Annotated in this window: 18 protein-coding genes; 9 read left to right on the top strand and 9 right to left on the bottom strand. The window is 73.4% G+C overall.

From position 1 onward, the window contains the following. Positions 1 to 76: 76 nt before the first annotated feature. Positions 77 to 328, top strand: a complete 252-nt coding sequence (locus HDA43_RS22745) for a hypothetical protein (protein ID WP_179824963.1) — start codon at positions 77 to 79, stop codon at positions 326 to 328. Positions 329 to 383: 55 nt separating this feature from the next. On the opposite strand, the gene HDA43_RS22750 is transcribed toward HDA43_RS22745, so the two are convergent. From HDA43_RS22750 to HDA43_RS22765, 4 genes are all read right to left on the bottom strand, one after another. Continuing rightward, positions 384 to 10802 (bottom strand): DUF8616 domain-containing protein, encoded by a 10419-nt coding sequence (locus tag HDA43_RS22750; RefSeq protein WP_179824965.1) that lies wholly within the window; start codon positions 10800 to 10802, stop codon positions 384 to 386. Between the two features lie 6 nt (positions 10803 to 10808). Next, positions 10809 to 11132, bottom strand: a complete 324-nt coding sequence (locus HDA43_RS22755) for a hypothetical protein (RefSeq protein WP_179824966.1) — start codon at positions 11130 to 11132, stop codon at positions 10809 to 10811. Then, positions 11129 to 11533 carry a YbaB/EbfC family nucleoid-associated protein gene (locus tag HDA43_RS22760; RefSeq protein ID WP_179824968.1) on the bottom strand — a complete coding sequence of 135 codons (405 nt, stop codon included), beginning with the start codon at positions 11531 to 11533 and terminating at the stop codon, positions 11129 to 11131. Before HDA43_RS22760 ends, HDA43_RS22755 begins: the two co-directional genes overlap by 4 nt. Before the next feature lie 191 nt (positions 11534 to 11724). Next, on the bottom strand, positions 11725 to 12285 hold the full coding sequence (locus HDA43_RS22765; protein ID WP_179824973.1) for a hypothetical protein: 561 nt from the start codon (positions 12283 to 12285) through the stop codon (positions 11725 to 11727). 175 nt (positions 12286 to 12460) lie between these two features. Here HDA43_RS22765 and HDA43_RS22770 point away from each other — a divergent pair, with 175 nt between their 5' ends. The 3 genes from HDA43_RS22770 (at position 12461) to HDA43_RS22780 (ending at position 14639) form a co-directional block, all read left to right on the top strand. Beyond that, entirely contained in the window at positions 12461 to 12754 is a 294-nt protein-coding gene (locus tag HDA43_RS22770; RefSeq protein ID WP_179824975.1) for a hypothetical protein, read from the top strand. Beyond that, the gene (locus HDA43_RS22775; RefSeq protein WP_218912369.1) at positions 12754 to 13872 is read left to right on the top strand and encodes a WXG100 family type VII secretion target; all 1119 of its coding nucleotides are present in this window, start codon (positions 12754 to 12756) and stop codon (positions 13870 to 13872) included. The genes HDA43_RS22770 and HDA43_RS22775 overlap by 1 nt, the downstream gene beginning before the upstream one ends. 125 nt (positions 13873 to 13997) lie before the next feature. After that, positions 13998 to 14639, top strand: coding sequence for an MBL fold metallo-hydrolase (locus HDA43_RS22780; protein WP_179824977.1), 642 nt, complete (start codon positions 13998 to 14000; stop codon positions 14637 to 14639). Positions 14640 to 14733: 94 nt separating this feature from the next. Here the strand turns inward: HDA43_RS22780 and mnmA are convergent, their stop codons facing one another. Both mnmA and HDA43_RS22790 read right to left on the bottom strand, forming a co-directional pair. Then, positions 14734 to 15804, bottom strand: coding sequence for a tRNA 2-thiouridine(34) synthase MnmA (gene mnmA / locus HDA43_RS22785; RefSeq protein ID WP_179824979.1), 1071 nt, complete (start codon positions 15802 to 15804; stop codon positions 14734 to 14736). 138 nt (positions 15805 to 15942) lie between these two features. After that, positions 15943 to 17106, bottom strand: coding sequence for a cysteine desulfurase family protein (locus tag HDA43_RS22790; protein WP_179824981.1), 1164 nt, complete (start codon positions 17104 to 17106; stop codon positions 15943 to 15945). A gap of 185 nt (positions 17107 to 17291) precedes the next feature. Here HDA43_RS22790 and HDA43_RS22795 point away from each other — a divergent pair, with 185 nt between their 5' ends. The 5 genes from HDA43_RS22795 (at position 17292) to relB (ending at position 19967) form a co-directional block, all read left to right on the top strand. Continuing rightward, a complete protein-coding gene (locus tag HDA43_RS22795; protein ID WP_179824983.1) occupies positions 17292 to 17798 on the top strand; it encodes a TetR/AcrR family transcriptional regulator in 507 nt (168 codons plus the stop codon). 136 nt (positions 17799 to 17934) lie between these two features. Next, positions 17935 to 19131, top strand: coding sequence for an MFS transporter (locus HDA43_RS22800; protein ID WP_179824985.1), 1197 nt, complete (start codon positions 17935 to 17937; stop codon positions 19129 to 19131). Between the two features lie 138 nt (positions 19132 to 19269). Then, positions 19270 to 19488 (top strand): hypothetical protein, encoded by a 219-nt coding sequence (locus HDA43_RS36475; RefSeq protein ID WP_312873497.1) that lies wholly within the window; start codon positions 19270 to 19272, stop codon positions 19486 to 19488. Positions 19489 to 19497: 9 nt separating this feature from the next. Beyond that, positions 19498 to 19641 carry a type II toxin-antitoxin system RelE/ParE family toxin gene (locus HDA43_RS36480; protein ID WP_312873554.1) on the top strand — a complete coding sequence of 48 codons (144 nt, stop codon included), beginning with the start codon at positions 19498 to 19500 and terminating at the stop codon, positions 19639 to 19641. After that, entirely contained in the window at positions 19638 to 19967 is a 330-nt protein-coding gene (gene relB, locus HDA43_RS22810; protein ID WP_179824987.1) for a type II toxin-antitoxin system RelB family anti-toxin, read from the top strand. The genes HDA43_RS36480 and relB overlap by 4 nt, the downstream gene beginning before the upstream one ends. 84 nt (positions 19968 to 20051) lie before the next feature. Here the strand turns inward: relB and HDA43_RS22815 are convergent, their stop codons facing one another. From HDA43_RS22815 to HDA43_RS22825, 3 genes are all read right to left on the bottom strand, one after another. Then, on the bottom strand, positions 20052 to 21005 hold the full coding sequence (locus tag HDA43_RS22815) for an electron transfer flavoprotein subunit alpha/FixB family protein (RefSeq protein WP_179824989.1): 954 nt from the start codon (positions 21003 to 21005) through the stop codon (positions 20052 to 20054). An 18-nt stretch (positions 21006 to 21023) separates the two neighbouring features. Continuing rightward, the gene (locus HDA43_RS22820) at positions 21024 to 21803 is read right to left on the bottom strand and encodes an electron transfer flavoprotein subunit beta/FixA family protein (protein WP_179824991.1); all 780 of its coding nucleotides are present in this window, start codon (positions 21801 to 21803) and stop codon (positions 21024 to 21026) included. Positions 21804 to 22148: 345 nt separating this feature from the next. Next, positions 22149 to 23519: a serine/threonine-protein kinase gene (locus HDA43_RS22825; RefSeq protein ID WP_179824993.1), complete on the bottom strand. Its 1371-nt coding sequence runs from the start codon at positions 23517 to 23519 to the stop codon at positions 22149 to 22151. Positions 23520 to 23534 lie beyond the last annotated feature (15 nt).

Consider the following 23534-nt stretch of genomic DNA (forward strand, 5'->3'; position numbering starts at 1 on the left):
CCGGGGCAGGGGTGCCCCGATGGGTAGGGCTCAGGGAGGCGTCCCGTCCCGGCGAAGACGGCCCTGGAGGAGGAACGTGATACGAGATCCGAGCATCTGCGACGCGTGCGCGCGCCTGCGGATGAGACGCAACCCCGAGGCGGAGACCTCGGTCGACCGGTGGGTGCCCTACTGCGACGCCTTCCCGGAGAAGATCCCGGACGCCGTCTTCCTCGGTGGGTTCGACCACCGCGAGCCCTACCCCGGCGACGGGGGGATCCGCTTCCTCCTCAAGGAGGGGGAGGAGGAGATCCTGCGCCTGTACGAGGAGCGGGCCGGCGCCTCCTGAGGGCCGTCCCGCGTCCTCGCGGGGAACGGGCCGGCGTCTCCGGAGCGGGAGCCCGTCAGTTCCCCGCGTAGTGGGACTCCAGGAAGCGGCCGATCGCCAGGGCGAGCGGGCGGGGCCGGGGGGACGCCATGTACTCGGCGAACGCCTCGGCCACCATCTCGTCGGGGTCGGTGGCGCCGTACTTCGACAGCGCCGCCTTCACCTGCTCGGCCGTCACCGGGTGGAAGGGCATCGTGACGTCCACCCGCCGCCCGATCACCTCCCGTACCACCTGGTTGAGCTGCTGCTGGGCGCTGTGGGGCAGGCGTTCGAGCAGGTGGTGGCCGAACTCGTGGTAGAGGATCGCGGCGGCGGACCCCCAGCCGTGCGACAGCCAGCCCGCCCGCATGTTCGCCTCGAACCTCGCTCTCACCGCCTCCGGGTCGCCCAGTCGGCGCGCGTCCAGGTGGATGCCGGGCTCGGGCCCCCGTATGACGGAGTACGCTCCGACGTTCTCGGTCCCTTCGGCGCCGAACCTGTTCCGGGGGTCGCGCACGTCGATGGCGTTCAGCTCGGCCATCACCGCGGAGAACCGCCGGGCGAGTTGATCCAGGGCCCGGTTGAACTCCCCGGCGATCCCGGGGTGGATCGGCGTGGAGGTGTAGTCGATCGTGGGGGCGAGGTAGCCCAGCCGCTCGCTGAGCGACTGCTGCGCGCGGGCCTCGCTCTCGGCCAGGGCCCGCAGCTCGTCGGGAGAGAAGCGGGACCGCCCGGCCGCGTCGCCGTTCACGACGGCGTCCCGCGTGTCCGGGGCGCCGGTCTCGGGATGCTCCTCCGGCCGTCCCGACCCGACCCACGCCCGGACCTTCTCCCACGTGGTGAGGGGCACCGGGCCCTCGGGCAGGAAGATGCGGAGCCGGCCCCTCCCGAGGAGGGAGTGCGGGGCCTCCTGGATGGAGCCGACGAACCCGTCGCCGTACTTGGTGACGCCGTAGAACGCGTCCGGGGCGAGCACCACCCGGCCGGTGCGGTCGGCCACCTCCTGGGCGTAGGACGACGTCGCGTGCCCCACCTCGCAGTCGGCCAGCAGCAGCACGTCATCGGCGCGAAGGCCGGGCTCGTTCAGCAGCAGCGCCGCGAACTCCTCCGCCGGCAGCAGCCTGCCCCCGATGTACACGCCCTCCGGGCCGCCGTGGGCGAACACGGGGAAGGCCCCGTCGACCGGGAGCGCGCCGCGGGACGCCGCCGCGTTCGCCATGTCGTGCGGGCTGTCCGGGTCGCGGTACCACACCCCCGCCCGGGTCGCCTCACGATGCTCGGTGAAGTGCCGCAGCGCCTCCCCGGTCAGCTTCGGCCGCGGGACGCCGCCGGCCTGTGCCGCGGGCGCGTCCGCCGCCTCCCCGACCTGCGCCAGGAAGTAGTTCTTCGCCCCCGAGGAGGACTCCTGGACCGCGAGCACCTTGAACCGCGCGTTCGCGTCGAACATCGCGTGATGCGGCTTGCCGGAGATGTCGCCCACGTTCGCGTAGTGGCCCCGGATGGTCAGCCGTACGCTCCCGGGCGCGTCCGCCAGGAACCGCGGGTCGTCGACCCCCTCCAGGAGGCCGCGGAACGCGACCTCACGGCCGGGGGCGAGGTCCCCGGGGAGCCGGTCGGCCGGGACGCGCACCTCGACCTGCCCTGTGCGGTGCGGCAGCCCGGCCAGCTCCGCGTTCGCCAGGTCGAGGTAGGCGCCGGCCCGTGCGGCGTCGCCGGGGTCCCCGGTCCGGCCGGCCAGCGCGTCGTGCACCTCCGGCAGGTCGCCGTGCGTCAGCAGCTCGGAGAGCGCCGCGCGGGGGTCGCGCGAGCGCCAGTCCCCGGCCTCCGGGGCGTGCCCGCCGGTCCCCGCGTGGCCGTTCAGGCCGTTCAGACCGTCCAGACCGTCCAGCACGGGACGCTCGCCGTCCGCGTGCCGGGCGAGGTGCCCGAGCCGGTCCATGAGCCCGTCGTGCCAGTCGAGCCGGCCCCGGCGCGCGAACTCCGGCCGCAGCGCCTCCAGCCGCGCCGAGACGGCCGCGGCGTCCTCCGGGCTCAGCCTGTTCTGCCGGAACGTGACCCGGGGGGGCTCCGCCGCCTCCGGGGACCGGTGCGCGACGAGGAACTCCCGGGTGGCCGGACCGCCCCACCGCGCGGGCAGTTCCTCACCGACCCGCAGGTGGTGCACGCCGTGCGCGTCCACGGTCACCTCATGCCGGGCGAAGCCGTCCCCCATGGTCAGCACGGTGTACATGCCGCGCCTCGTCCGCTCGGCGGGGGACTCGTGCCAGGCGGCCCCCTCCGGCCTCGGATCCCCCGTGGAGACGCGGTGCTCGGAGTAGACGACCGTCTCGCCCGCCCGGAGGATCCCGCTGTCGGCGGCGCCGGTGAACCGGGGAGGCAGGCCGGTCAGCTCGTGGCCGTCCGCGTCGGCGGCGCGGATGTACTCGGTGCGGACGGCCTGCCGGCCGTCGTTGAAGGTGACCAGCTCCTCCATCCGGCCCTGGGCGTTCTCGAACAGCTCCGAGCGGAGGATCCCGGTCGCGAGGCTCCTGCGCAGGGCCTCGTTGCCGCAGTCCCGGTACACGACGTCACCGGCGCGGTGCGTCGCGGGGCCGTCCATCCCCATGGCGCCGCGGACCAGGGCCGCCATCTCCGCCGCGTCCGCGTCCCGGCCGGTGAGGCGGATCGCCTGCCTGCCGTCCTCGAAGGCGACGATCTCCACGCGGGTGCCGCCGCGCTCGACGACGCGGGTCTCGCGGACGCCGCCCGCCACACTCGCGGCCAGCCCGTCGTCCCGGACCGGTACGGCGGGCGCGTCCGGCGAGTGGGAAGGGTTCGGCGCGCCGGGCGCGGGCTCATCGGGCACGCGGGACGGACCCGGCGCGTCCGGCGAGTGGGACGGATCGGGCGTACCTGATGAGCCCGCGCCCGGCGTTTCCCGCGCTTCGTCCGGCCGGTGCCGCAGGGCGCCGTGCTCGTCGGCGGACCGGCTCAGCGGGCCGCCGTGCTCGCCGCCGGGTCCGGGTCGTGTGCCATCGAGCCCTCCTGGCCCGCCGGGACCGTCGGGGAAGGACGGCGGGGCTTCGGCCAGGGACCGGATCCCCTCCCACGCCGCCGGGGGAACCGGGCCTTCGGGCAGGAAGATCAGCAGCCGCCCGCGGCCCGCCATGGTGCCGGGCCAGTGATCCGGACGGAGGGCGACCATGTCACCCGACTTGTCGCTGACGTGCATCAGCGTTTCGGAGGCGACCACCACATGGCCGGTCCTGTTGGCCACCTCCTGGGCGTACCGCTCCGCCCCGACTTTGCACTCGCCGAGGTAGATGACGTCGTCCGGACGCAGGCCGGGCTCGTTGAGCAGCATGGCCGCGAGATCCGCGGCGGGGATGTGCTCACCGCCGATGAAAATTCCCCTGGAGTTCCCGTGGCCGTCCACGTAGAACACGCCGTCCATCTTGCGCACGGCGCGCACGCTGGCGGCGAAGTCCGTCTTCAGGACCTCCTCGGGTGTGCGGTACCACACTCCGGCATCGGTCACCTCACGGTTCGTCGTGATGTGCCGCTGGAGTCTGTCCGGCAACTCGGGGCGCTCCTTGGGCCGGACGTCCCGGTTCGGGACGGTCGTGCCGCCCTCCGTGCCCTCCGTGACCCGCGTCACGAAGTATTCCTTGACGCCGTAGGAGGTCTCGTGGACCCCCAGCACCTTGAACCGGGCGTCCCCCTCGATCATCACGTGGCCGGGCCTGCCGGACAGGTCCGCCACCCGCGTGTGGTCACCGTGAATGATCAGCCGCGCGCTGTGCGGCATGTCCGGCAGGAACCGGGGGTCGTCCACCCCCTCCAGGATCCCCCGCGCGGTGAACTCCCGACCGGCGGCCAGCCCCTCGGGAAGCCGGTCGACGGGCACCCGCACCTGTACGGTCCCCTGGCTGCGTGGCAGCTCCACCAGCCCCGCACCGACCAGTTCCGCGTACGCCCGTGCCCGGGCCACGTCGTCGGGATGAGCCGCCGGGTCGGCCAGCACCTCGTTCAGCCGCCGAAGATCACCCTCCCACAGCAGCTCGACCAGTGCCTGACGGGGCCGCATACCGGCCGGATCACGCGGCCACCCCGCGTCGGCCGGACGAACGACAGCGGCCGGGGCGGTGACCCCGTCATGCGCGGCCGGGGCACCGGCTCCGTCGTGCGGCGCCGTGTCGGGCAGGACCGGGCCGTGCGGAACCGCGTCCGGACCGGTCAGCAGCGCCTTCTCTCCCCCGGCGTGCCGCCCGAGAAGCTCCAGCCGCTCCACCATGTCGTCGTGCCAGCGCTGCCACCCGCGGCGCTCGAACTCCGGCCGCAGCTCCTCCAGCCGGGCGTGGACGGCCACGACGTCCGTCCAGTACAGGCCGTTGTGACGGAACACGAAGTCTCCGGGTCCCGCGGAAGTGGGCCGGCGGAGGAGGTCGTCGAGGGCCGACTTGCCCCACCTGCCGGCGAAGTCCCGATCGACGCCGATCAGGTGCTCCCCCGACGCGTTCGTTCCCGTCCGGTGCGGGTTGAAGGTCTCGCCCAGCGTCAGGACGTCGTACAGGCCCCGCTTGGCCGCGTGGCCGTGCGACTCGTCCCGCACCAGCGGCCGCAGCTCCGCGACGTCGGTCCGCGAAAGGTGGCTCCGGTAGATGACGGTCTCGCTCGCGCGGTGGACCCCCCCGTTCGGGTCGGCCACCGTCCGAGGCGGCAGGACACCCGCCTCCACCCGATCCGCCTTGGCGATGCTGCCGCAGTCCACCCGTCTCGCCTGCACCCCGTCGTTGAAGGTGACGAGCTCCAGGGACCGGCCGGGGCCGGTACGTATCACCTCGGTTCTGCGGATGCCCGTCTCGATGCTCCTGCGCAGCGCGTCGTCGCCGTACTCCCGGTAGACGACGTCACCGGAGCGGTGCACGGCAGGACCGTCCAGGCCCAGCGCGGCCCGGGTCAGCGCCGCGGCCTCGGCGGTCTCCGCGTCCCGGCCGGTCAGCCGCATCGCCGTACGCCCGTCACCGAACGTGACGATCTCCGCCCGCGTCTCACCGGCGTCCAGCAACCGGGAATGACGCACCCCGCCCGCCGCGCTCCTACCCAGCTCCCCACCGGGATCCATCAACCGCGCCGCGGCCTCGTCCGGTGACGGCGCGCCGCTCCGGAACGGCGCGTCGTCTGGCCCGTCCGCGGACGCCGCGTCCCGCGCCTCGTCCTCGGACGCCCTGTTGCGCATCTCGCCCTCGGACGCCCTGTCCCGTGCTTCGCCGGAGGGCGTCGCGTCCTCCCCTGCGCCCCGGACCGGCCGCGCCGTGTCCACGGGGTCCGGGCGGCCGGAAGACGGCTCCGTCCGGGCCGGCGGTGGCACGTCCGAAGACGCCGGACGCGATGGTTCCGCCCGGCCGACGGGCTCCGCAGAGGTCGCGGGCTCCGCACGAGGCACGGGCTCCACGCGGGTCACGGGCTCCGCACGGGTCGTGAACTCCGCAGAGGCCGCGGGCTCCGCACGGGGCGCGGACTCCGCGCGGGTCGCGGATTCCGCCGCCCTGATCCCGGCCTGCGGGTCCCCATGCGCTCCGGGACCGTCGGAGAAGAACAGCGGGCCGGTGAGGCCGGACTGGACCCGCTCCCATGCCACCGGGGGGACCGGAACGTCGGGCAGGAAGACCAGCAGCTGCCCGCGACCGGCCATGGTCGTGCGGGCCTTCCCATCGGTCACGGGGTTCATGTCGCCGAACTGGTTGACGGACATCATCGAGTCGGCGGCGATCACCACGTGGCCGGTCTCCCTGGCCAGCTCCTGGGCGAAGGCCCTCTGGCCGACCTCGCAGTTGCCGAGGTAGATGACGTCGTCCGGGCGCAGGCCGGGCTCGTTGAGCAGCAGCATCGCGAGCTCCCGGGCATTCAGCCCGTCCTCGCCGATGTAGATCCCGTCCGAGTCGCCGTGGGCGTCCACGTAGAACAGGCCGTCCATCCCCCGTACGGCGCGCGCGCTCTCCGCCAGGTCCCGGTCCTCGGGGTCGCTCAGGTCGCGGTACCACACGCCGGCGTCGGTCACCTCGCGGTGCTCGTCGAAATGCCGCTGGAGCCATGGGGGCAGCTCGGGCGGGGCCTTCGAAAGTCCGCCCGTCCGGGTGTCGGGAAGGACCCCCTCCACGTCGGAGACGCGGGCCACGAAATATTCCTTGACGCCGTAGGAGGTCTCGTGGACCCCCAGCACTTTGAACCGGCTGTTCCCCTCGAACATCACCTGATGGGGCTTGCCGGACAGGTCGCCCACCCGCGTGTGCTCGCCGTAGACGACCAGCCGCGCGCTGCGATCCATGTCCGGCAGGAACCTGGGATCGTCCACCCCCTCCAGGAACCCCCGCGCGGTGAACTCCTGACCGGCGGACAGCCCCTCGGGAAGCCGGTCGACGGGCACCCGCACCTGCACGGTCCCCCGGCTGCGCGGCAGCTCGGCCAGACCCTCGTCGACCAGCTCCGCGTACGCCCGCGCCCTGGTCGTGTCGTCGGGGTGGGCCGCCGGATCGGCCAGCGCCTCGTTCAGCCACCGGAGGTCACCGTCCCGCAGCACCCGCTCGAGCGCTTCGTCGGGCCGCGTGGTCGCGGGGTCGTACGGCCACTCCGCGTCCGCCGAGCGGACGACCGGGGACGCGGCGCCGTCGTGCGGCGTCGCGTCCGGCAGGACCGGGCCGTGCGGGACGGCGTCCGCGCCGGTCAGCAACGGCTGATCTCCCTGGGCCTGTCGCCCGAGGTGCTCGAACCGCTCCGTCATGTCGTCGTGCCAGCGCTGCCACCCGCGCCGCTCGAACTCCGGTCGCAGCGCCTCCAGCCGCGCCGCGACGGCCGCGGCGTCCTCCCCGGTGAGACCGTTGCGGCGGAACCCGAAATCGACGGCGCCGAGCTGGGAGACGACGCCCTCGTCGAGGAAGCCGTCGAGGAGCTTCTTGTCCCACGTGTCGGCGAAGCTCCGCTCGATGCGCAGCGAGGGCTCGCCGTGCGCGTTCGTCTCCATCGTGTGCGTGTTGAAGGTCTCGCCCAGCGTCAGGACGTCGTACAGGCCCCGCTTGGCCTCGTGGCCCGGCGACTCGCTCCACACCAGTGGCTTCACGTCCGGATCGTCGGCCGCCTTGACGCGGGTCTCGTAGACGACCGTCTCACTTGCGCGGTGGATCCCCCCGCTCGCGTCCGCCGTGGACAGGGGGGGCAGCGCCGCCCTCTCGATGGCGTCCGCGGCGTCGATCGTCCTGCGCTCTATGCGGAACGCCTGTCTCCCGTCGTTGAAGGTGACGAGCTCCCGGAACCTGTTCCCGTCGGGGATGAGCCGGGTTTCGCGGATGCCCGTCTCGATGCTCCTGCGCAGCGCGTCGTCACCGTACTCCCGGTAGACGACGTCACCGGAACGGTGAACCGCCGGACCGTCCAGCCCCAGCGCGACCCGGGTCAGCGCCGCCGCCTCCGCCGCCTCCGCGTCCCGGCCGGTCAGCCGCATCGCCGTACGCCCGTCACCGAACGTGACGATCTCCGCCCGCACATCACCGACGTCCAGAAGCCGGGTATGGCGCACCCCGCCCGCCGCGCTCCTGCCCAGCTCCCCACCGGGATCCATCAACCGCGCCGCGGCCTCGCCCGGTGACGGCGCCTCGTTCCGGGACGTCACGCCGCGCGCCTCACCCTCGGGCGTCCTGTCCCGCGCCTCACCCTCGGGCGTCCTGTCCCGCGCCCCGCCGGAGGACGCCGGTTCCTCGCTCCCCGGTAAGGCGTCCTGGCCGTCCGCGCGGCTCGGCGCCCGGCCGGGACCGGCGGGCTCCCGGGCGGCGTCGAGGAGCGGCGTCGTGCCCTCGGCGTGCTCGGCGATCCGGTCGAAGGCGAACTTGGCGTTGGCGTACCAGTCGTCCCGGCCCAGCGCCCGGAATTCGCCCTCCAGCGCGTCGATCCGCACGCGGAGGACCTCGATGTCGCTCCGGCTGAGCGGGTTCCCCGCCCACTCGACCTTCATCGGGGACGTCTCCCGGAAGAAGTGCCGGACGAAGGGGTTGCGGGTGTCGGGGAGGATGCCCTGGAACGCCTTCTCGTGGTCGAACGCCCTCAGCGCGCCGTTCTCCCCCACCCGCAGGTCGATGTCCGCCGCCCGTAGGTCGAGGTCGGCGTCGGGGAACCGGAAGCGGTCGTAATGGCTGGTGAGCGTGTCGAGGAGGCCCAGCAGGATGCCGTCCGCCGTGCCGTGGTGACCCGGCGCCTCCCAGCTCCCGTCGGGGTTCAGGCGGACCTCCGCCCGCTCCCCGCCGACCCAGTCGACGAGGACGCGCCGTTCTCCGGCGATGTGCACGGCGGCCACGTCGGCCCCGACGGCCTGCCCCAGGCGTGAGGTGAGGTACTCGCGGTCCCGGGCGTCCCGGCCGGCCAGCTCCTTGTCCACCGCCCGCGTTCCGTCGCCCAGGGTGACCCGGTCGGCCCGCAGGCTCTCCGCACCGGTCCTGAGCGGCTCCCGGGGGCCGGTGATCCCCGTGGCCACGCTCTGGGCGAAGCTCTCGTGGTCGCGCAGGGTGATAGGGCGCGGCGGCCGCACCGCTTCCGGGTCGGCGGCCGGGAACGGCTGCGGCGCGGGCGGACCCTGCTGCTCGGTGAGGACGGTGGCGGTTCCCTGCCCGTCCCCGTGGTTGATCAGCGAGTCGATGCTCTCCGCCCCCGGCCGCGCGGCCGGAGCGCTCTCCCCGGTGGCGATCGGGTCCCGCGGGGCGGGCACGGTGGGAACGGCGGCCTCGGGCCCGGGATGCGTGGCGCCCCCGGCGCCGGGATGCGTGGCCGTACCGGTCCCGGGATGCGTGGCGCCCCCGGCGCCGGGATGCGTGGCCGTACCGGTTCCGGGATGCGTGGCCGTACCGGTTCCGGAATGCGTGGCGCCGCCGGAGCCCGGCCCTGTCGCGTCGTCCGCCGCCACGTGCGCCTGGCCCGGCCGGCCCGTCGCGGTGGCCGGATGCGCCGGGCTCCCGCCTTCTCCTGGCGTGCCAGCGGACACCGGACCGGCGTTCTCCACCCGCCCGGCGGGCCCGCCCCCGGGTTTGGCGGCGAAGGCCGGGGCCGCCGCGGCCGGGAGGGGCGCCGGGGGCGCGGCGTGCGGCGGGGCCGTGCCGTCCGGACGGAGGGCGACCGGGGGAACGGCCTGCGGGGCGGTGTGCGGCGGGGTGTGCGGCGAGGCCGTGCCGTCCGCTCCGAGGACGGCCGGGGGAACGGCCTGCGCCAGGACGGTGGCCGAGTCCGCGGGACGGCCGGAACCGGCCTGGTGAGCGCCTACGGCGCCGAGATCACCGGCCGCACCCCGGCCGGACGGGCCTCCCGGGTCGCGCGGAACCGCACCGCCGGAACCCGGCGGGCCTCCCGGGTCGTGCGGGACCGTACCCCCGGGACCTGATGGGCCTCCCGGGTCGTGCGTAGCCGCACCGCCGGGGCCGGACGGGCCTCCCGGGTCGCGCGGGACCGTACCTCCGGCGGGAGATCCGCCCGCCGGGCCGGCGGCGGGCCCGCCGCCGTCGCCGCCGTGGGCGGGCCCTCCTCCGTCGCCGCCCGCGCCACGCACCGTCGGCTGCCCCGCCCAGTGCGCGTCCGCGCCGCCGATCACGCCGGCCGTGGTGCCCTTGAGCACCATCTCCCAGTCGAACTGGCCGCTCATCGCCAGGCTGATCGCGGTGGCCGCGCCGTTGGCCAGCCCGGACTGGGCCATCATGCCCCACATGGAGCTGGTGGAGGCCGCCAGGAACTTCTCGAAGGCCGTCATCTCGGCCCGGCGCAGTCCCGCCCGCAGCCTCGCGGTCGACAGTCCGGACAGCCCGGCCGGCAGGGCGGTGAGGAACAGACCGCTCAGCGCGCCCATCATTCCCGACGCCTTGACCGACTCCCAGTCGATGCCGTCGCGCCGCGACTGGGACAGCTGCACCCCCGCGTCCATGACGACGCCCAGCCCGCCGAACAGGGCGAGGTTGATCAGCAGCCGGTGGGCGATCTGCTGGATCGTCATCCGGGCGAGCTGCACCCGCGGGCCGATCAGCGCCAGTGACAGCGCGCCCCACGGGCCTGCCGAGGCCGCCAGCAGCCAGCCGATCTGGAAGATCAGGAACCAGACCGACACCTCGATCATCTTCTTGGTGTACTCGACCTGCACCCCGGCCTGGTTGAGCTCCAGCGCCGCCGAGACCAGGCGGTCGACCAGCTCGGCCTGCCTACCTCCGGAGACCTTCTTGACGTGCTCGGCGAAGAGTTTCAGGGCCTCGCCGTCCCATTTCACGCCGCCCGCGGCCCCCATCGAGCCCTGGGAGGACAGCGGCCCCTCCCCGGCGACGCTCCGGGCGGTGGCCGCGCAGGCGTCGGCGAGCCGGAAGCACCGTGACTCGTCCCCCTCCGGCCAGTCCATCCCGACGGCCCAGCCGACGTACGGCTTGGCCCAGTCGGGCACGAGGAAACCGTCGAACCCCACGGAGGATCACACGCTGCGCGAGGACGGGATCACTCCCGCTCCTTCGGCCCCCTCGTACGTCACGGCGTTCACCCTCAGCCGCTCCTGGACGCCTCCGACCTCGTCGATGTACGCGTCGAACGCCGCGAAGAGCGCGTCCCTGATGCCGGGCAGCCGCTTCTCCAGCTCCGCGCCGTACTGGTCGTTCCCCAGCGGGGGGCTCTCCCGCAGGAACGTCTGCCACAGCTCGTCGCGCCGCTCGCGCAGGAAGTCGCGCTCCTCGCCGTACTGCAGCGCTTCGCGGCGCAGGTCCGCCCACTCGGCGTAGTAGCCGTCACCGGACGCCGTCATCCACGGCCCTCCGGCTCCATCGGCGGCAGCGCCACCGGCTGGGGCAGGAACGACTCGAAGCTCGCGCCCTCGCCGAAGACCTCCTCGTACGGCAGGCCCTCCGGCAGGAACGGAGCCATCAGCTCCTTCGTCTGATCGGCCACCTCACCCGTCGCCGCGCCGATCTGCTCCATGATCGCCCGAGCCAGCTCGGAGGGGGAAAGCTTGCGGTAGACGCGGGGGTCGAGCGTGAGGTCCCGCACCTGGCCCCGCGGTCCGACCGTCACCGACACCATTCCGTCGTCGGACCGCGCGGTCACGTTCAGCTCGTTGAGCCTGCCGTACGTCTCGCGGAGCTGCTCCGCCTGCCGGTTGTACTCCTCGGCCAGCTCTTCCATGGTCCTGCGGAACTCGTCGCTCATCGTCTTCACCTCCCGGCGTCAGGGAAACCATACGTCACAAGAAACCCAACAGAACCAGACATACTATTCACAGTCTGGCGAGATCCAATGAATCTGGCATACCTCTGGTCCGACCTCCCGCGTGGACGGCGGGGACGCCGAGCGGGACCGGGGGGCAGGACCGGGGCGGGGCCGGGCGGGCCGTGGAGCGGTCAGGAGTCCCCGTCCCGCTCGGCGGTGGCCCGCCGCATCTCATCGAGGATGGCGAACTCCTCGGGGGTGATGTCGGGCGAGACGCTCAGGCTCCCCGCGGACGTCTCCAGCACGATGGACTCGGGCGCGCCGGCCCCGGCGTCGTCCGGGACGACCGTGAGCAGGGGCACCGAGGAAGGTCCCAGGGCACGCAGCGCGCGGTCCGCCTCGGCGTCGCCGACCTCGGGGCAGCGGTACCCGTGGGCGGCGGCGTGCCCGCACAGCCCGGGGTCGGGCAGCAGGCCGTGTTCCCGCAGGTAGTAGGTGACCGCGTCCGTCCAGACCCAGCGCCCGTCCGTGCGGACGTCGCGCGGCACCGTCTCCCCGCGCGAGGAGTCGACCCGGTCGGGGTCGCGGCCCGGCTCGTGTGCGATCACCCGGCCCCCGTCGAGGTAGGCCGCCAGCCGCTCCCGCTCGGCGGGATCCTCCGCCCGGGGGTGACCGGGGTCGAAGAACGGCCGCCCGCTGCCGGGCTCGACGCCGTCGAACACTCGCGCGATCGAGATCGCGTTCTCACTCATACGGGGTCCTCATCGACGAACCGGGAACGAAACCGTGACGGGATCCATCCTGCCGGAACCCGGGCGGCGGCGTCCGGCCGGGCAAGGCTTCCCGGGACACCGCCCCGCGAAGATCCATGTCCTTTATGATCGGCCTTCGGTGGCTTTGCGCCTACACGGGAGGAGGCCGGGCTCGGTGGCGGGTGTCGACATCCATTTCCAAGTACTCGATCAGTGCCGTACGACCGCGAAAACGCTGGCCGGGAAGTTCGAGGAGCTCGGCGGCCAGTATCCGGCCAAGGCGGCCGACTCCTCCGCCTTCGGCAGGCTGACCGACTCCTCCGGGCTCGCCACGGCCCTCGACACGGTCGAGAAGACGCTCGACGACCAGCTCGGCCGCGTCGCCAAGAAGCTCCGGCTCGTGGAGCGGGCCCTCGACCAGGTGCAGGACAACGTGCGCGGCGCGAACCGGGCCGGAGGCGGCGACTGATGGGCTCCGAGCAGATCCGCCAGCTCCCCGGCGGCGGCCCGCTGGCCGACTACCTGGACAAGGTCAGCGGCAACCCCGAGGCGATCCGCGCCGTGGCCAAGCGCTGGCGCGGCACCGCCGGAAAGGTGAACGAGCACCTCGGCGGCCTCGGCTCCGCCGTACAGAACGTGGACGACGCCTGGCAGGGCGGCTCCGCCGACGACTTCGCCGCCTACATGAGCAAGTACGGCAGGGCGGGAGAGGACCTGGAACTCGCCGTCTCGAACTGCGCGAACTCCCTGGACGACGCCGCCACGGCGCTGGAGGACGCGAAGGCGAAGATCGGCAGGATCGCCGACACGCTCCTGAACGACGTGGACACCTACCGCAGGACCAACCGCGGGGACACCTCCCAGGACACCTCGGCGGGCATCTCGCGGCTGGCCTCCTCGGCCGCCACCGCCGCGAAGCCCCACCTCGACGCGGCCGACGACGCCGTGACCAAGGCCATGAAGGATATCGGCAAGTATCTCGGCGAACGGGATCTCACCTTCACCGGGATCGGCGACCCCGGTGACCAGCCGTTCGTGCCCGGGGCCGGCCACACCGTGAACTGGGAGCGGACCATCGGCTACCAGCCCGCGGGAGGGCCGAACGGGGGCGGCGGCCCCGGAGGCGGCGCACCCGGCGGCAACGGATCCGGGGGCAACGGATCGGGAGGCGGTTTCGGCGGTTACGGGCCCAGCGGCCCGCCCCCGCCCGGCGGCGGCCCCGCCCCCAGCGGCAAGGTCAAGGAGTGGATCGAGCAGGCGATCGAGATCCTCAAGGAGCGGGGTGTCCCGGTCGAGAAGATGAACCCCAACGACATCTGGATGATCATCCAGCACGAGTCGGGCGGGAACCCGCACGCGATCAACAACTGGGACTCCAACGCGGCCGCGGGGCATCCCTCCAAGGGCCTGATGCAGACCATCGACCCGACCTTCAACGCCTACAAGCTGCCGGGCCACGGCGACATCTACAACCCGGTGGACAACATCATCGCCGGGGTCCGCTACGCCATCAGCCGGTACGGTTCGGTCTCCAACGTGCCCGGCGTGGTCGGCAGCAAGACCGGCAGCGGCTACGTCGGCTACTGACCCCGCCGCCTCCGGCGCGCCCGGACCGGCGCCCCGCCCGGCCCTCGGCACCCGGCGCGGACCCGGGAGCCGGTGGCCGCCGGGCGGGCCGGTCGTGTCCCGAACCCCGTGACTAGGCTGTGACGATGAAGCTGACGAAGTTCGGACACGCGTGCGTCCGCCTGGAGAAGGACGGCTCGACCCTGGTGATCGACCCGGGCGCCTTCAGCGAGGAGTCCGCGCTGGAGGGGGCGCGCACCGTGCTCATCACCCACGAGCACTTCGACCACGTCGACGTCGAACGGCTGCGCCGGGCCGCCGAGGCCGACCCGTCGCTGGAGATCTGGACGAACGAGGCGGTGGCCGCCACGCTGACCGGCCTCCCCGCCGAGATCCGGACCGTACGGCACGGCGACACGTTCGACACGGCCGGTTTCGGGGTGAAGGTGGTCGGCGAGTGGCACGCTCCCAACCACCCCGACATCCCGGCCGTGCGGAACACCGGGTTCCTGGTGGACGAGGAGGTCTTCTACCCGGGTGACGCGTTCACCCCGCCCGGGACGGAGGTCCCCACCCTCCTGGTGCCGACCAACGCGCCCTGGATGAAGATGGCGGAGATGGTGGAGTATCTGCGCCGGGTCCGCCCGGCCCGCGCCTTCTCCACCCATGACGGACTGCTCAACGACGCCGGGCTCGGCCTGATCGACGGCTGGCTCGAGCGGGAGGGCGAGCAGCAGAAGGCCGACATCCGCCGCCTCAAGCCGGGCGAGTCCGTCGACCTGCCGTAGACACGGGTCCGTCGCGCCGCCGGGCGCGGCCCCGCCCCGGGCGGCAGGGGCCGCCGGACACGGCCGACCTCCCAGGCGGCTGACCGGCGGACGGCTAGGCGGCGGTGACGATGGTGGCCGAGCCGATCACGGTGTCGTCCAGGTAGAGCACCGCGGCCTGGCCCGCCGCGACCCCGGTGGCCGGGGCGTCGAGCGTGATGTGCACCTCGTCGCCGGAGAGCTGGGCGCGGCAGCCGTACACCTCGCCGTGCGCGCGGAGCTGGACGGTGCAGGCCAGCGGCTCGCGCGGCTCGGCCACCGGGCCGTTCCACACCGGCCGGGCGGCCACGATGGTGGTGACCTCCAGGGCGGAGCGGGGACCGACCGTGACGGTGTTGGAGACCGGCTCGATGGACAGCACGTAGCGCGGCCGGCCGTCGGGGGCCGGGCGGTCGACGCGCAGGCCCTTGCGCTGGCCGACGGTGAAGCCGTACGCCCCCTCGTGGGTGCCGACGACCTCGCCGGAGACGTCGACGATCGGGCCGGGGGCCGCGCCGAGGCGGTCGGCGAGGAAGCGCCGGGTGTCGCCGTCGGCGATGAAGCAGATGTCGTGGCTGTCGGGCTTGTCGGCCACGGTGAGCCCGCGCCGGGCGGCCTCCTCGCGGACCTGCGCCTTGGTGGAGTCGCCCAGCGGGAAGATCGCGTGCCCGAGCTGCTCCCTGGTGAGCACCCCGAGGACGTAGGACTGGTCCTTGGCCGCGTCGGGGCTGCGGCTCAGCACACCGTCGACGAGCCGGGCGTGGTGGCCGGTGGCCACCGCGTCGAAGCCGAGGGCGAGGGCCCGGGTGAGGACCGCCTCGAACTTGATCTTCTCGTTGCACCGCAGGCACGGGTTGGGCGTGCGGCCGGCGGCGTACTCGCTGACGAAGTCCTCCACCACGTCGCGGTGGAAGCGTTCGGCCATGTCCCAGATGTAGAAGGGGATGCCGATGACGTCCGCGGCCCGGCGGGCGTCGCGGGAGTCCTCGATCGTGCAGCAGCCGCGGGCGCCGGTCCGGTAGGACTGCGGGTTGGCCGAGAGCGCCAGATGCACGCCGGTGACGTCATGGCCGGCCTCGGCGATGCGGGCGGCGGCCACGGCGGAGTCGACGCCGCCGGACATGGCGGCAAGCACGCGAAGTGTCATAACCCCTTGAGCGTACCCGCGCGGCGGGGCACGCCGTCAGTCCGGGCCGCGCCGTTCCCCGGCACACGGGTCCCCGGCACACGGGCGACCGCCGTACGGCCGCGCGGCGCCCCGCCCCCGGCCCGGCGGCGGCGCGGATCAGCTCAGGCCGGCCCGGCGGGCGCGTTCGACGACCGTGCCGATGACGGCCGCCACCCGGTCCACGTCGTCCCGGGTCGAGGTGTGGCCCAGGGAGAAACGGAGCGAGCCGCGCGCCCGGACCGCGTCGGCGCCCATGGCGAGCAGGACGTGGGAGGGCTGCGCCACCCCGGCCGAGCACGCCGAGCCGGTCGAGCACTCCACGCCCTTGGCGTCCAGGAGCATCAGCAGCGCGTCGCCCTCGCACCCGGGGAAGGAGAAGTGCGCGTTGCCGGGCAGCCGGTTCACCGGGTCGCCGTTGAGGATCACGTCGGGGACGGCCTCGCGGACCCGGCCGATCAGATCGTCGCGGAGCGCGGTCAGCCGGGCCGCGGTCTCGGCCTGACGGTCCACCGCGGTCCGCACGGCCGCGGCGAACCCGGCGATCGCCGGGGCGTCGAGCGTGCCGGAGCGCACGTCGCGCTCCTGGCCGCCGCCGTGCAGCACCGGCACCGGGTCGACGCCGCGGGCCAGCAGCAGCGCGCCGGCGCCGATCGGGCCGCCGACCTTGTGGCCGGAGACGGTCATGGCATCCACGCCGGAGGCGGCGAACGCGACCGGGAGCTGGCCGACGGCCTGCACCGCGTCGGTGTGGAAGGGGATGCCGTGGTCGTGGGCGATGGCGGCGAGCACGCGGACCGGCTGGATGGTGCCGACCTCGTTGTTGGCCCACATCACGCTCACCAGGGCGACGCTCTCCGGGTCGCGCTCGACGGCGTCGCGGAGGGTCTGCGGGTGCACCCGGCCGAGCTCGTCCACCTCCAGCAGCTCCACCTTCGCGTCCTGGTGGTCGCCCAGCCAGTGCGCGGGGTCGAGGGCGGCGTGGTGCTCGGCCGCGCTCATCAGGATCCGGGTCGCGCCCCTGGCGCGGCGAGCCCAGTAGAGGCCCTTGACGGCCAGGTTGTCGGCCTCGGTGCCGCCGGAGGTGAAGACCACCTCGCTCGGCCGGGCGTCCAGCGCGTCCGCGATGTTCTCCCGCGCCTCCTCCACGACCCGGCGGGCCCGGCGGCCCGCGGTGTGCAGTGACGAGGCGTTGCCGACCACACCGAGCTGGGCGGTCATCGCCTCGATCGCCTCGGGCAGCATCGGCGTGGTCGCCGCATGATCGAGATAGGCAGACTCCACGACCGTTCCCTTCCCCGGCCCCTTTTCTCCGGCCCTCCCAAGCGTATCCGCGCCCGGACGGGTGCCGTCGCCGCGGTCCCCGCTGCCCCGGCGGCCACCGTGGTCACCATGGCCGCCACGAATGTCACGCGCGTCACAACTGCCACGTTTGCCGACTGAACCGTCCGGACGGTACAGTAAGTGTCATGCGACGGGAAGAGCTACTGGACGCGGCGGAGGACCTCCTCGGCGACCAGGGCGCCGGGGCCCTGACCCTGGCCGCCGTCGCGGAGCGGGCCGGATGCAGCAAGGGCGGCCTGCTCTACCACTTCAACTCCAAAGAAGCCCTGATCAAAGGCATGGTAGAGCGCCTCATCGAGGACTTCGACCAGCTCGTCGCCGCCCAGGGCCACGACACCTACACCAAGAACTACCTGGCCGCCACGTTCGAGGCCGTGCGGACCGGCAGGCTGCGGCGCTGGGCCGTGGTCACCGGCGCGTCCGGCAACCTCCTCCTCCTCGCCCCGTTGCGCGAGGCGATGGCCAGATGGCACCGCGAAGGGCTGGACGACGAGCCCGACCCGGTCGCCGCGCAGATCGTACGGCTCGCCTGCGAGGGGCTGTGGGACGTGGTCAGCCACGACCCGGCCCTGTACGACGACGAGCGCTACGACGAGCTGAAACGGCGCCTGCTGGCGCTGCTGCCCGCCTGAGCGACCCGCTCCCGCGGCCCCTGCGCACACCCCACACACACCGATCGCGCCCGCGGTCGTCTCCGCCCGCGCGGAGGCGGCCCGCCCGCGCGTGCCGATCGACGACGTTCAACGACATTCATGTAAGGAGCCTGTGATGACCCGCGCCCTGAGGACGGCCCGTACCGGTGCCGTTCTCACCTTCGTGCTCGCCGGACTGATGTGCGGATCGATGACCGTGCGCATCCCCGCGCTGTCCGACAAACTCGGCCTGTCCGAGGCGTCGGTCGGCGTGACGCTGCTGGTGTGGGGGCTGGGCGCCCTCGTCACCATGCAGTCCATGCGCCGGGTGATGACCCGCTTCGGCAGCCGGAGCGTGCTGCGGATCGGCGCTCCCCTCTGCGCGGCGACCCTCGCCCTGCTGGCGTTCGCGCCGACGTACCCCCTGCTGCTGGTGACCGCCGGGCTCTTCGGCATGGCGTTCGGCTCCGTGGACGTCGCGATGAACGCGCAGGGCTCGGCCGTCGAGCGCGCCTACGGCCGTCCGCTGATGAACGGCATGCACGCCGGCTGGTGCGTGGGGGCGATCTCCGCGGGCCTGCTCGGCACCGCGGCCATCGCCGCGGGACTGTCGTCCACGGCGCACCTGGCCCTCATCGCCCTGGTCTCGCTGCCCCTGCTGGTCGCCATCAGCCGCACCTACCTGCCCGACCCGGTCACCGCCGAGGACGGCCAGGCCGGGACGCGTCACCGGATGCCGCCGGTGGTCTACCTGCTCGGCGCGATCGCGTTCTGCGCCTTCATGGTGGAGGGCACGGTCGCCGACTGGAACGGCCTGTACCTGCGCGACGTGGTCGGCGCCCCCGAGGCGCTCGCCGCGCTGGGCTACCCCGTGCTGGAGGCCGGCATGCTGCTCGGCCGCCTGGGCGGCGACCGGGTCCGGGTCCGCTTCGGCGCCCGCGGCATGATCATGGCCTCCGGGCTGGTGACCGCCGCGATGTTCGCAGTCGTCCTCACCGCCTCGACGGCCGTGGTCGCCATCGCCACCATGTTCCTCGTGGGCATCGGCGTGGCGACGATCTCCCCGGTGGCCCTGTCCCTGGCGGGCGGCGCCGTCGCCAACCCCGGCCCGGCCATCGCCCAGACCGGCGCGATGGGGTACGCGGGGCTGCTGCTCGGCCCGGTCGTCATCGGTTTCATCTCCGACGTCGCCACGCTGCGGACCGCGCTCGGCATCGCCGTGGTGCTGGGCCTGCTGATCGCCGTGGCCGCGCGGTTCCTGCCGCGCGCCGGCACGCGGGTCCCCGCCGCCCCGGCCGAGACCCCCGACCGCGAACTCTCCATGGCCGCCTGACCCGTCCACCGCGCCGGCCGCCGTCCCGCACGCCTCGCCGTACGGGACGGCGGCCCCAACCCTCAGGAAAGTCAGGCAGGGCCCTTCCATATCGCCGAAGCTTCGGACAAGATATGAGTTAAGCGTTATATTTCTGGCATGACCTGGGAGATCGTCCTACTGGAACCGGTGGAGTCGTGGTTCCTCAAGTTGTGTGAGAGCGATCCGGACTCGGCAGCCCTCGTCGAGAAGGTGATCGACCGGTTGGCAGAGATCGGCCCCACCCTCGGGCGGCCTTTGGTGGACACGTTGGTGGATGACGATCTGAACAGCCTCAAGGAGCTTCGCCCAGGCTCACGAGGGCGGTCGGAGATTTGAATCATCTTCATCTTCGATCCCGGCAGGAAGGCGATCTTCCTTGTCGCCGGGGACAAGGCGGGCAGGTGGTCGCGGTGGTACGACGAAGTGATCCCCCTGGCCAAGTCCCGGTATGTGGAGTACCGCGCGGAGAAGAGGGAGGAGACGCCATGAGCCCTGCACGCCGCTGGCAGGAGGTCAAGGCCGAGGCTCACCGGCTGCACCCCGAGCTGGCCGATGCGGAACGGCAGGCGACCGCCGAAGCCGCGCTGAACGCGTACGTGGCCGGTCATCGCCTGAAGGAGCTGCGCAAGGCGCTGGGCAAGACCCAGGTCGAGGTCGCCGCCGCCCTCGGCATCTCCCAGTCGCGGGTGTCCCAGATCGAGAACGGCGACATCGACACCATGGAGCTGGAGACCCTCCGGGCCTACGCGGCCGCGCTGGGCGGGCATGTCGACGTGACGATCAGCGTCGGCCCGCACACCGTCAGAGTCGCCTGAGGACGCGGCCCCGGGGACGCGAGAAGGCGCCGCACACGTGTGCGGCGCCTTCTCGGGTTCCGTGCCCGCCTCGCGGGCCGCGCGTCACTTGCGCTTGGCGATCTCCTCGGTCAGCTGCGGGACGACCTGGTGCAGGTCGCCCACGACACCGAAGTCGGCCAGCTCGAAGATCGGCGCCTCGGGGTCCTTGTTGATCGCGACGATCGTCTTGGCGGTCTGCATGCCGGCCCGGTGCTGGATGGCGCCGGAGATGCCCGCGGCGATGTAGAGCTGCGGCGAGACGGTCTTGCCGGTCTGGCCGACCTGGAACTGGTGGGGGTACCAGCCGGCGTCGGTGGCGGCGCGGGAGGCGCCGACCGCCGCGCCGAGGGAGTCGGCGAGCTTCTCGATGATCGAGAAGTTCTCGGCCGAGCCCACGCCGCGCCCGCCGGAGACCACGATCGCGGCCTCGGTGAGCTCCGGACGGGCCCCCTTCTCCTCCTTGACGCGCTCGACGACCCGGACGGCCTTGGCGGCGTCGGAGACGGCCACCGAGACCCGCTCCTCGGCGCCCGCGCCCGCGGCGGCCTCGACCGGCGTGGAGTTGGGGCGGACGGCGATGATCGGGAGGCCCTTGGTCACCCGGGCCCGGACGTTGACGCCGCCACCGAAGATCGAGTGCTCGGCGACCATGCCGTCCTGGATCCCGACGACGTCGGTGAGGATGCCGGCGTCGAGCTTGATCGCCAGGCGGGCCGCGATCTCCTTGGCCTCGGCCGTGGCGGCGACGAGCACCGCGGCGGCGGACTTCTCCGTGGCGAGCTGGGCCAGCAGCTCGGCCTTGGGCGCGACGACGTGGTCGGCGATGTCGGCCGAGTCGGCGACGTAGACCTTCTCGGCGCCGTGCTCGGCCAGCCGGGCCTGGGCCTCGGCGGTGTATCCGGGACCGGCCCAGACGGCCGACGGCGCGCCCAGCTTGCGGGCGAGCGTCAGCAGTTCGAGCGTGACCTTCTTGACCTGGCCCTCGACGTGCTCGACGAGAACGAGAATCTCAGACATTTCGGTTGACCCCCGTCCTCAGACGAACTTCTTCGACGCGAGGAAGTCGGCGGTCTTCACGCCGCCGTCGCCCTCGTCCTTGACGATGGTGCCGGCCGCGCGGGGCGGGGCGGCGGCGAAGTCGACGACCTCGCTCCAGGAGTTGGCCAGGCCCACCTGGGAGGCGTCGATCTCCGCGTCGGCGATGCCGAACGTGGTGACCGGCTTCTTCTTGGCGGCCATGATGCCCTTGAAAGAGGGGTAGCGCGGCTCGTTGATCTTCTCGACCACGGAGACGACGGCGGGCAGCGAGGCCTCGACCCGGTCGTAGCCGTAGTCGGTGACGCGCTGGGCGGTGATGGTCTCGCCGCTCACCTCGACCTTGTTGGAGAAGGTGAGCTGCGGCACGCCGAGGCGCTCGGCCAGCATGGCGGCGAGGACGCCGGTGCGGGCGTCGGTCGACTCCGAGCCGAGCACGACCAGGTCGAACCCGATCTTCTTGAGGGTCTGCGCCAGGGCGTAGGAGGTGCCCAGCGCGTCGGAGCCGTGCAGCGCGTCGTCCACCAGGTGGACCGCCTTGTCGGCGCCCATGGCCAGGGCCTTGCGGATGGTGTCGGTGGCCTTGCCGGGACCCATGGTGAGGACCGTCACCTCACCGCCGTGGGCCTCCTTCAGGCGCAGCGCCTCCTCGACCGCGTATTCACACAGCTCGTTGATGACGCCGTCGGCGGCGTCGCGGTCGAGCGTCTTGTCATCGGACCTCAGCTTGCGCTCGGTCGCCGTGTCGGGGACCTGCTTCACGCAGACGACGATGTTCATGGCCGGTGGCCGACCTCCCGTGTTCGCGTACGCCACCGCGTCCTTGCGGTTGGCGCCGGATGTGCGGTACGCACACGCGGGGCACGTGCACGTGATGCCAAGACTGCCAGGTGCCCGAGGGCGGTGTGACAGTGGGATGTCCGGTCCGGCGCGCGCCCGCCGGCTCCCGACATCATGTTACCCATCGGTAGCTTAGGTGCAAACCGCCAGGCAGTGTGCTGTTCACCCGACGATCGACCTTCCTTCCGACCGGTTTCCCACCACCCTAACCGAACTATGTTCCGCCGATGCGGGAGCCTCACCCGGGATTCGCCCGCGGCGAAAAGCTCCCCGGGCTCCGGGATGTCAGGAGCCCAGGAGGATCGCCCCCACGACGAGGACGACGGTGCCCAGGGCCAGCGCGAGGGTCAGGGTGCTGAAGAACGCGCCGAGCACGGCCCACAGCGCGAGGGTCCCGGCGATGCCGCCCAGGTCGAGGATCGCGCGCCCGCGGTTCTTCCGGGCGAACATCGCGACCCCCGCGTCGACGGTCACCGCCAGCGTGTACGCCGACAGCAGCAGCAGCGACACCTCGGGCAGCGGGTTCCGCGCCGTCGCCGCGGCCAGCGCGACCAGCAGCCCGGTGCCGATCACCCAGCGGCGGTGCAGTACGGCGCGGCGGCGCTCGCGCAGCTCCTCCGGCGAGGGCCGGCCGGGCGGCCGTCTCCGCCCGGGACGCCACTCGCGGGTGACCAGGCCGTGCAGCCCGCCCCCGGCCGCGCCGCCCCCCGGCTCGCGGAAGGCGGCGTCGGCGACGCCGGTCTCCGCCCCCCGCGTCCCGGTGGCCTGCGCCTCCGCCGCCTGCGCCTCGGAGGCCCCGGCGGCGGCGAGCACGGGGCGGACCCGCCGGGCGGGCGGTGCGGGCGGTACGGACAGTGCGGCCACCCGCGGCTCGGCCTCCAGGGCGGCCAGCAGCTCGGGCGCCGAGGGCCGGGCGGACGGGTCGCGCCGCAGGCACCCGGCGAGCAGCGGCGCGAGCCAGCCGGGCACGCCCTCCAGGTCGGGATCGTGGTGGACGACGCGGTAGCCGACCGCCGAGGGCGGGCCGACGCCGTACGGGGGGCGGCCGGTGGCGGCGTGGGCCAGCGTCGCGCCGAGCGAGAACAGGTCGGCCGCGGGACCGGCGTCGGTGCCCTCCAGCACCTCGGGCGCAAGGTAGCCGGGCGTGCCCAGGACCGCGCCGGACGCCGTGACCGAGACGGAGTCGAGCGCGCAGGCGATACCGAAGTCGATCACCACCGGCTCGCCGTCGGTCAGGATCACGTTGGCGGGCTTGAGGTCACGGTGGACGACGTCGGCGGCGTGGATCGCCACCAGCGCCTCGGCCAGGCCGTACGCCAGGCGCGCCAGGCCGTCCCCCTCGACGGCTCCGGCCGCGATGACCGCGCTGAGCGGGCGGCCCTGCACGTAACGGGTGACGAGGTAGGGGCGGGGGCCCGCCATGGAGGCGTCGAGCACCTCGGCGATGTGCGGCCCCTGGACGCGCCGCATGGTCTCGACCTCGCGGGCCAGCCGGGCCAGGGCCGTCGTGTCGGCCGCGACGTGCGGGTGCAGGATCTTGACCGCGACCGTGCGCCCCTCGGGGTCCAGCGCGAGGTGGACCTCCCCGAAGCCGCCCGCGCCGAGCGTGGACAGCAGGCGGTAGGGGCCCAGGCCCTCGCCGTCCGGTGTTCCCATGCGAACTCCCTCCGG

This window comes from Streptosporangium sandarakinum, from assembly GCF_013409935.1.
GTDB classification, from domain to species: Bacteria; Actinomycetota; Actinomycetes; order Streptosporangiales; family Streptosporangiaceae; genus Streptosporangium; species Streptosporangium nondiastaticum.